Annotated in this window: 1 protein-coding gene; it reads right to left on the reverse strand. The window is 60.3% G+C overall.

The window, feature by feature from the left end:
* On the reverse strand, window positions 1-1,631 hold a 1,631-nt coding region (aceE, locus tag SD455_RS16570), incomplete at both ends, for a pyruvate dehydrogenase (acetyl-transferring), homodimeric type (RefSeq protein WP_445508738.1).

The raw sequence follows: 1,631 nt of genomic DNA on the forward strand, positions 1-1,631 counted from the left end.
CGATCCACCGAGAGATAGTTCTGTCCCTTGGGGTTATAGATCTTCGCGGTCGGGAAGAAGGAATCCATCCCGAAGGTCCGGGACTCATCCGGAACGATCGGCACGATCCGATGCCCGATGTTCTTATCCCGCATCAGGTCCTTGAGCAGCCGCACGAACGCCATCGTGGTGGCCGCCTGCTGCTTGCCCGAGCCCTTCTTCGCCTGAGCATAGGTCTTCGCCCCCGGCAGGACCAGCGCGCCGGCCTCTACCCGGCGGGCCGGCAGCGCCCCGCCCAGCTCGGCCCGACGAGCCCGCAGATAAGCCATCTCCTCAGAGTCCTCACCCGGATGGTAATACGGCACCTGATACGGGTCGGCCTCGATCTGTTCATCAGTGATCGGGATCCGCAGAGTGTCTCGGAACCGCTTGAGGTCCTCGATGGTCAGCTTCTTCATCTGATGGGTCGCATTACGACCCTCGAAGCTGGGACCCAGCCCATAGCCCTTGATCGTCTGAGCCAGGATCACCGTGGGCTTGCCCGTGGTGGACACTGCGGCCTGATACGCCGAGTAGACCTTCTGATAATCATGACCCCCACGCTTGAGGTTCCAGATCTCATCATCAGACATGTCCTCGACCATGGCCTTGGTCTTGGCCGACCGACCGAAGAAATGCTCCCGCACGAAGGCCCCGGACTCAGCCTTATAGGTCTGATAGTCCCCATCCAAGGTCTCATTCATGATCCGGACCAGCTCGCCATCATCATCACGGGCCAGCAGATCATCCCATTCCCGACCCCAGAGCACCTTGATCACGTTCCATCCCGCTCCGCGGAAGAACGCCTCCAGCTCCTGGACGATCTTGCCATTGCCCCGGACCGGGCCATCCAAGCGCTGCAGATTGCAGTTGATCACGAAATGCAGATTGTCCAGCTTCTCATTGGCCGCATGCTGCAACAGCCCTCGAGACTCCGGCTCATCCATCTCACCATCACCGAGGAACGCCCACACGTTCTGATCCGAGGTGTCCTTGATGCCGCGGTGATGCAGATACCGATTGAACTGGGCCTGATAGATCGCGTTCATCGGCCCGATGCCCATCGAGACCGTGGGGAACTGCCAGAAATCTGGCATCAGACGGGGATGCGGATACGAACTCAGCCCTTCCGGGGCCCGGGAGATCTCCTGCCGGAACCCATCGAGCTGGGCCTCGGTGAGCCGGCCCTCGAGAAACGCGCGAGCATAGTTGCCCGGAGAGGAATGTCCTTGGAAGAACACCTGGTCCCCACCACCAGGATGATCCGCGCCGCGGAAGAAATGATTGAACCCGACCTCATAGAGCGTGGCCACTCCCGCATAGGAGGAGATATGACCACCCACCGCGACACCATCACGCTGAGCCCGGTGCACCATGATCGCCGCGTTCCACCGCAGGATCCGACGGAACCGGCGCTCCATCTCCTCATCCCCAGGAAACTCTGGTTCCTGATCCACCGGGATCGTGTTCACATAATCGGTGGTCGTGACCATCGGCACACCGATGGACTTCGCTCCAGCACGCTGGAGCAAGGTACGGATCATATACTCCGCACGCTCGGTGCCATGGACCTCCACCAACTGATCAAAAGACTCCAACCATTCCTGAGTCTC

The organism is Nesterenkonia sp. K-15-9-6 (assembly GCF_052656005.1).